Genomic DNA, 7,198 nt, shown 5'->3' on the forward strand with positions numbered 1-7,198 from the left:
GGAGAATATTTTGTGTATGGCACTTAAAGTTTAAATTACTAATTGTATACATAGATAAGATAAATTTTATTTATAGGACTTTCAATTTGTATTAACATAAGGATTAAATCAAAAAGGCTAACTAGGAGGGAGTTTAGTGGGAATAGATGAACTTTATAATATTGGGGCAAGGATACAAAATAATAATTATATAGAAAACAATTCTAAAATTGATAGTTCCAAATTTTCACTGTTATTAAATTCAAGTAGTAGTTCGGAAGTATTTTCAAACTTACAGAAAAAATTCAATCAAGTGAACTTTCATATTGGTGATATTTCCAAAAACGATAAAATACTTGATGCTTATGGAAGCGAACTAAGAGGGAGACTTAATGTAATTATTTCTCCAAGCATATTAAATGAAATGGAAAATAGTATTAGTAAAAGACTTGAAATAGAAAATAGGATATTTGAATATATAAATGAGAAAAATACTTGGTTTGAAGGTTTGGGGGTGAAATCTTTATCCTCTGGAATAATAATTAATAGTGATGGAACGGTTAGTTATTGGTCAATACCTGAAGACTATGAGATTATTAATGATAATTCTCAAAAGCAAAGTCAACCTTCTGCAGTATATAGAGGTGAAAATTACAGAGGTGAGTATGAAGCTAGTTCATCAAAAAATAAAGGTGATATATTGGTAGAAAAGCGATTTAATAATGAAAATATAATACCCTTATATTACTTAGGAACTTACTCTAGTAAGGAAATTATTAATAGAATTATTGACAAAAGCAATAAAGAACAAGAGGAAAAAAATTTGCTTCAGCATTTAAAAGAAAAATTTAGCGGAATTAATATTTATATTTTAGAGATTGAAAATAAAGATGAAGCTATAATAAACCATGGGATTAAGTGCAAGAGTCTGTATAATGTATGTATTTCACCAATAATTTTCAAAGAAATGGAAGAGGATCCAGCAAAAGAATTAGAGATAGAAGGGAAAATAAGTGATTATTTATTTGAGGAAACTCAAGAGAGGAATTTATATAAGTTCTTAAATGAAAAAACTAAAGTTTCAGGAATTGTATTTCATAAAGATAGATCAGTAACAAGATGGTCTAATTTAAATAATGAAAAAGATAATTTAGAGAATGTAAGTAAAATAGTTGAAGTAAACAAAGAGTTTATTATAAGACAAACATCAGTAAATGGAAAATTCTCTATAAGAAAATTAATTTTATAGAAAACTTTAAGTGAAAAAATATTGACTTAGAGTTAACTTTAAGGTGTAAGATTAAATAAGTAATAGCTATTGTTTAAATAGTAAACTTACTTAAATTATAAATTATAAAATATAAATGATATATGATTATAATTTAGGTTATATTAATACAAAAGGAGAGTGTATTTATGGAAAATTTTCTTTATTCAATACCAACAAAAGTTTACTTTGGGAAAGGCCAAATTGAAAATCTATCAGCTATAATTAAAGAATATGGAAATAAAGTGCTTATAGCTTATGGTGGAGGAAGTATTAAGAAAATTGGTTTATATGATGAAATAGTTAAAATTTTTAATGATAACCAAATTTCATATGTTGAAATTTCAGGTATAGAACCTAATCCTAGAATTGAAACAGTAAGAAAAGGAATTGAAATATGTAGAGAAAACAAAGTAGAAGTTGTATTAGCAGTAGGAGGCGGAAGCACAATAGATTGTGCAAAAGTCATTGCGGCAGGTGTAGATTATTCAGGAGATTCATGGGATTTAGTTACTAATCCAGAGAAAATAGAAAAAGCATTGCCTATAGTTACAATTTTAACTTTGGCAGCTACAGGTTCAGAAATGAATGGAAATGCTGTCATTTCTGATATGACTACCAATGAAAAAATAGGGACTGGATCTGGTAATATTAAACCAAAGGCTTCCATTTTAGATCCTGAATATACATTTTCAGTACCTAAAAATCAAACTGCAGCAGGAACAGCTGATATTATGAGTCATATTTTCGAAAATTATTTTCATCATACAAAAGCTGTAGATATTCAAGATAGTACAGCAGAAGGATTGTTAAGAGCTTGTATTAAATATGGACCTATAGCTATGGAAGAACCAGATAATTATGATGCAAGGGCAAACTTAATGTGGGCTTCAAGCTGGGCTATTAACGGTTTAATATCTTATGGAAGAAGTGCACCATGGGTTGTACATCCTATGGAACATGAATTAAGTGCATTTTATGATATAACACATGGAGTAGGTCTTGCAATACTTACTCCACATTGGATGAGATATTCTTTAGATGATACTACTGTTGATAGATTTGCTCAATATGGAATAAATGTCTGGGGAATAGATAAAAATCTAGATAAATATGAAATTGCTAATTTAGCTATAGATAAAACAGCAGAATTCTTTAAAAGCTTAGGTATTCCAAGTACATTGAAAGAAGTTGGAATCGAAGAAGAAAAAATTGAGCTAATGGCTAAGAAAGCTATGAATCCATATTTCAAATATGCATTTAAACCTCTTGAAGAAAAAGATTTAATTGCTATATATAAGGCTGCATTTTAGCTTTATATATTAATAAATTTATGGTAAATAGATTTTATAATTAAAAAAAGAAGATTATTAAGTAGTATCTTTTAGGTGAGTTTTTAAGAAATAAAATATGAGATACTTATAAAAATAACAAGTCTATCTATATTGTGAGGGACTTGTTATTTTTTTATATATAGGTAGAGGAAAATATATTTATTTAAGATGTCAATAATTATATCGTAAAAGATTATAAATAAGTCGTAAAATGCAAATTAGCATATTTTTATTTATTAAAGCCTAAAAATCATTATATTACGATATATATATTTACTGCATATAAATTACATGTTAAAGTGATATTGTAATTGTTTACGTAGGCAGAAATTGAAAAAAATATATTATCAAAGGATGAATTTTTATCAGAAGTGTTCACGTTAACAAGGTTGCTACAAGGATATATATGAAACAATCATAAATTGTAAATATTAAAATTTTATGTTAATAAAAGGGGGAAAACACTGTGAAAAAAATTAAAAAACTATGTATGATTGCTGCATTAGGAGCAATAGTTACAGGAGGAAGTTTATTACCAAGCACAACAGCTTATGCAGCAACAAAAGACGTTAAAGCTGGAATGAATTTAAAAAGTATTGTAGAAAGTGCTAAAGCTGGAGATGTTATTAATGTTGTTGGAACTGTAAAATCTGATACAGTAAATGTTCCAGCAGGTGTAACAATAACAGGAAAGTCTGGAGCTGGTAAAGTTGATTTTTCTTCAACTTCTGGAGATTCAGGAAAAGGATTTGTAATAAAATCTGATAAAGCAACCATCACAGATTTAGAGGTTTATAATGCAGCAGATAATGGAATATTTATAGATGGTGGTACAAATGCTCATCTCACAAATTTAAAGGTTCATAATAATCATGATGCAGGTGTACAATTATCAAATGGTGCAGCCAATAACATATTAAATAATGTTTATTCTTATAGTAATGCAGATGCAAAAGGAGAAAATGCCGATGGCTTTGCAATAAAATTGCACTCAGGTAAAGGGAATACATTAACAGATTGTACAGCAGAAGGAAATTCAGATGATGGATATGACCTATATGCTGCACATGGTGCCGTAACTTTTACAAGATGTAAGGCAATTAATAATGGAAATTGTGGAGGAATAAAAGGTGATGGTAATGGATTTAAGGTTGGAGGAATAGATAACAAAACTCCAGGAGAAAAGCCACATGCTGATGCTTTAAACCATGTACTTATCGATTGTACAGCTACAGGAAATACAGGAGCTGGATTTGATAGAAATAATCAAACTGGTGTTGTTACAATGAAGGGGTGTATTGGTAAAAATAATGCTTTAGGTAATTTTAAATTTCCTGCTAAGGGAACACCATCGGCTTTAGGCTACCAAGTTACATTTGGTACAGCAATAATTGACTCTTGTACATCTGCTGGCGGAGGCAAAAATGATATTTCAGGAGCTAAATTAGTAGGAAATTGTACAGGCTTTTAAATAAAATAAACCTTTTTATAGATTAAAAGGTGTTAAAATATTGGTAATCGTGGTATAATCTTCATGTGTTAACGGTAATAATAATCTTTTGATATAGTTAATATATAAAATATTTATGAATATTAGGAGGAGTTTACATGAAAACTAACAAATTAAAAAACTTTTTAGCATTGTCACTTTCTGCTATTGCAATGGTGGTTGCAGCAACTTCATCAACTATGTGTTGTGTATATTTTGAAGAACCTAAGATGCCAAAATCTTTATATAAGGTTGATTAAACATAAATGTTCAAAAATAACTACACTTGATATGTAATTTTAAGTTATATATCAAGTGTAGTTATTTTTGAATTAATTATTAATTATTAATTATTAATTCTTGTTTAAAAACACAATTATTGATTGAAGTACTAAATAGGACGTTATTATAGCGTTTGTTAATTATTTTCTTTATATTTTTTAAGCCAATCCCTCTATTTTCGCCTTTTGTAGAAAAGTTTTTTTCATAAAGCTTATGTATAGGAGGCGTAGAGCTTAAACATGAATTAGAAAGGTTTAATATAATTGCATTATCAGTTTTTATCATAGCAAAGTGAATAAATTTATTATCGCATAAAATACTGGCTTCTATAGCATTATCAAGTAAAATACCAATAATTCTACAAAGATCGATAGTACTCATGCTAATATGTTCAATATCATCTAATAATTCTATTGATACACTTATTCCTTGTGAATGAGCTGTGCTAAATTTTGAAGATAATAAAGCTTTTAAAGGGCCTATTTTTATATGAGATAAAAGGGAAAGAGATATATCTTTGCTTATAATTATATTACTTTCAGGTAATAATTCGTTATAATAAAAACTCTTTAATCCAGAAATATCTTCTTTTTCTATATACGTTTCTAAAGTAGAAAGTATATTTAAGTAATCATGCCTAAAACTTCTTAAATCTGAATACATATTTTCAATCATATTTGTATAGTCTCTTAGTTGTAAATACTCCTTCGCTCTATATTTATTAACTAAGCTATTATAACTATAGTACATTATTGCGATAACAAAAATAAAAAATAAAAATAAAGTTATTGTATTAAATAAAATCATAGAACTATCCCAAGAAACTACATAATTATATATAGTGGTTTCATATATTGTAAATGCAATAAGTATAATACTAAATAAAAATGTGACAAAAAGTTTTTTAGGAATTTCAAAACTAATATCATTTTTATTAAAAAAATTAAGAATAATTAATCTAATTAATTTACTAAGTATAAAAGTAACAACAAAAAGAAGAATTTGAGAAAATAAATCTAATATTGAATTGTTACTTATATCCATATGAGTATATCCTAATAGAGATATAAACACTACACCTGTAATACCATCAGAAATACATATTAACATCCAAATTAAAATTGTCAAGATGATTGAAATAAGAAGTTTTTTGTAAATTATAAATAAGTAAATAAATACAAATATAGGTATCAAAAATAGTAAGTTATTTCTGTTAATAATAAACAAATAGCTATTTATTATATATACTAAAATAGAATATGTAAACAGCATTTTCTTATCTAGGGTTGCAAAAAAGGTGAAGTTCAATACTGGAAGCAAAAAAAGTAAAACCACAAAGAATGGGTAAATAATATTAATTATTAATTCAGACACTTCTTTAACAGCCCCTTTAAGTATCTTATAGATATGTAACAAATTTCACCATTATGCATTATTACAACCATATTTTTTTTATCAATATTTTTAATGTTTTTGGTATTTACTAAATAAGATCTATGAGTTTTATAAAAATCAGAAGGTACCTTTTTTTCAACATCCTTCAAGGTTCCGTAAAATTCTGATTGACCGTTTAGAGTATGTACACAAATTTTATGTTCTGTATCAGCTGTTTCAAAGAATAAAATATCATCAAAATCTAAAAAGACAATATTGTTTCCAATTTCTAAGGAGAACTTGTTTTCATTTTTATTTTTAATTGCTGTTAAGTTAGTACTAATTGCCTTGAGGCATTCTTCAACCTTTGTAGTTATAGTATTAATATCTCCCTTGATTATATAATCAAGAGCTTGTACTTTATATTGAAAAGTAAGTAAAGTTAATTCAGCATGACCTGTTAAAAATACAATATATCCGTTAGGGTCATGAGTTCTTATTAATTTAGCAAGGTCAAATCCATTAAGTTCACTATTTAAATCAACATCTAAAAAATAAATACAACTGTTTTTAGATGTTTCAATATGGGTTACAACCTCGTAAGGATCATTTGTTGAAAGAGCAATTTGAAAATCGTATTTTCCTATCTTACTATTTAAAATATCTTCAAACTTTTTTCTTTCATTTTTATCATCTTCACAAATTATAATATTAGTCATAAATTTTCCTCCCAAAAGTAGTCTCATTTTTTATATTTATGAACACGTGTACACTAGTAAATGTTCTTATAGTTATTAGTTTTTTTACCAAATAATCTATATACAATTGGTGTAATAACTAGAGCGGCTTCTAAAATACCAAAAGTAATTAAGTTAGTATATATTTTGCTTTCAATTACAAAAATTGAAATAAAGAAAGCAATAACAATTAAAATACTTTTTATTTTTAATTGTTTTCTTAATTTTTTACTAACAAGAGGCCGTTCTTCAGTATCTCCAGGAGCATATAAAAATACAAGCAATAAGCTTAATATAAAAATAATTGTTTGTACCGCTGTATTTAAAGGAAGATACAAGCTTAAGTAAACGTTACCTAAAAAAAGGATGTAATTAACGATAATGCATTGTAAAGTCGAATTGGCATGAGCTCCAGAAGCAAAACTTCTAAGAAATGCAAAAACTAAAAATGCTATAAGCGTATATTTAAATACGCCTAATAAATATGCTGTTCCAAGTAAAATAATTGATTTTGATATATCAAGCATTATCACCTGTAAGCCATAATAAATTTTTTCGGCGTCTTCATCTGACGTTGAAGTATTATCTTTTATAAATTGTAAACATAAGTTGCTTAATTTTTTTGTAATTATCATAAATTATACCACAAATCCTTTCCAGGTAAAACTTTCCCTTAATATGATGTTTGAGTCAAGTAAAAGTTGGCAATAATTTCGCTCGATTTATTATCCATTAT

Annotated in this window: 7 protein-coding genes; 4 read left to right on the plus strand and 3 right to left on the minus strand. The window is 26.8% G+C overall.

The genetic code is table 11. The features are described from left to right. The first annotated feature begins 136 nt into the window (after positions 1-136). The 4 genes from GXK56_RS23770 (at position 137) to GXK56_RS23785 (ending at position 4,329) form a co-directional block, all read left to right on the plus strand. Complete coding sequence (locus GXK56_RS23770) at positions 137-1,228, plus strand: DUF6033 family protein (protein WP_160692140.1); 1,092 nt, start codon at positions 137-139, stop codon at positions 1,226-1,228. 167 nt (positions 1,229-1,395) lie between these two features. After that, a complete protein-coding gene (locus GXK56_RS23775) occupies positions 1,396-2,559 on the plus strand; it encodes an iron-containing alcohol dehydrogenase (RefSeq protein WP_160692142.1) in 1,164 nt (387 codons plus the stop codon). Positions 2,560-3,046: 487 nt separating this feature from the next. Next, positions 3,047-4,051, plus strand: coding sequence for a right-handed parallel beta-helix repeat-containing protein (locus GXK56_RS23780; RefSeq protein ID WP_160692144.1), 1,005 nt, complete (start codon positions 3,047-3,049; stop codon positions 4,049-4,051). A gap of 137 nt (positions 4,052-4,188) precedes the next feature. After that, positions 4,189-4,329, plus strand: a complete 141-nt coding sequence (locus GXK56_RS23785; protein WP_160692146.1) for a cyclic lactone autoinducer peptide — start codon at positions 4,189-4,191, stop codon at positions 4,327-4,329. Positions 4,330-4,408: 79 nt separating this feature from the next. Here GXK56_RS23785 and GXK56_RS23790 read toward each other — a convergent pair whose 3' ends face one another. The 3 genes from GXK56_RS23790 to GXK56_RS23800 form a co-directional block, all read right to left on the minus strand. Then, complete coding sequence (locus tag GXK56_RS23790; RefSeq protein ID WP_243156232.1) at positions 4,409-5,461, minus strand: sensor histidine kinase; 1,053 nt, start codon at positions 5,459-5,461, stop codon at positions 4,409-4,411. 251 nt (positions 5,462-5,712) lie between these two features. Continuing rightward, positions 5,713-6,444, minus strand: a complete 732-nt coding sequence (locus GXK56_RS23795) for a LytTR family DNA-binding domain-containing protein (protein ID WP_160692150.1) — start codon at positions 6,442-6,444, stop codon at positions 5,713-5,715. Between the two features lie 53 nt (positions 6,445-6,497). Then, positions 6,498-7,097: an accessory gene regulator B family protein gene (locus GXK56_RS23800; RefSeq protein ID WP_160692152.1), complete on the minus strand. Its 600-nt coding sequence runs from the start codon at positions 7,095-7,097 to the stop codon at positions 6,498-6,500. Positions 7,098-7,198: the final 101 nt, after the last annotated feature.

Origin of the sequence: Clostridium sp. C2-6-12, assembly GCF_009928485.1 — a bacterium.
Lineage (GTDB): Bacteria > Bacillota > Clostridia > Clostridiales > Clostridiaceae > Clostridium.

What these genes read in the sequence shown, in the direction of transcription:
- GXK56_RS23775 (WP_160692142.1), top strand. Translation starts at nt 1,396, where the DNA reads ATGGAAAATTTTCTTTATTCAATACCAACAAAAGTTTACTTTGGGAAA.
- GXK56_RS23785 (WP_160692146.1), top strand. Translation starts at nt 4,189, where the DNA reads ATGAAAACTAACAAATTAAAAAACTTTTTAGCATTGTCACTTTCTGCT.
- GXK56_RS23790 (WP_243156232.1), bottom strand. Translation starts at nt 5,461, where the DNA reads ATGTTAATATGTATTTCTGATGGTATTACAGGTGTAGTGTTTATATCT.
- GXK56_RS23800 (WP_160692152.1), bottom strand. Translation starts at nt 7,097, where the DNA reads ATGATAATTACAAAAAAATTAAGCAACTTATGTTTACAATTTATAAAA.
- GXK56_RS23795 (WP_160692150.1), bottom strand. Translation starts at nt 6,444, where the DNA reads ATGACTAATATTATAATTTGTGAAGATGATAAAAATGAAAGAAAAAAG.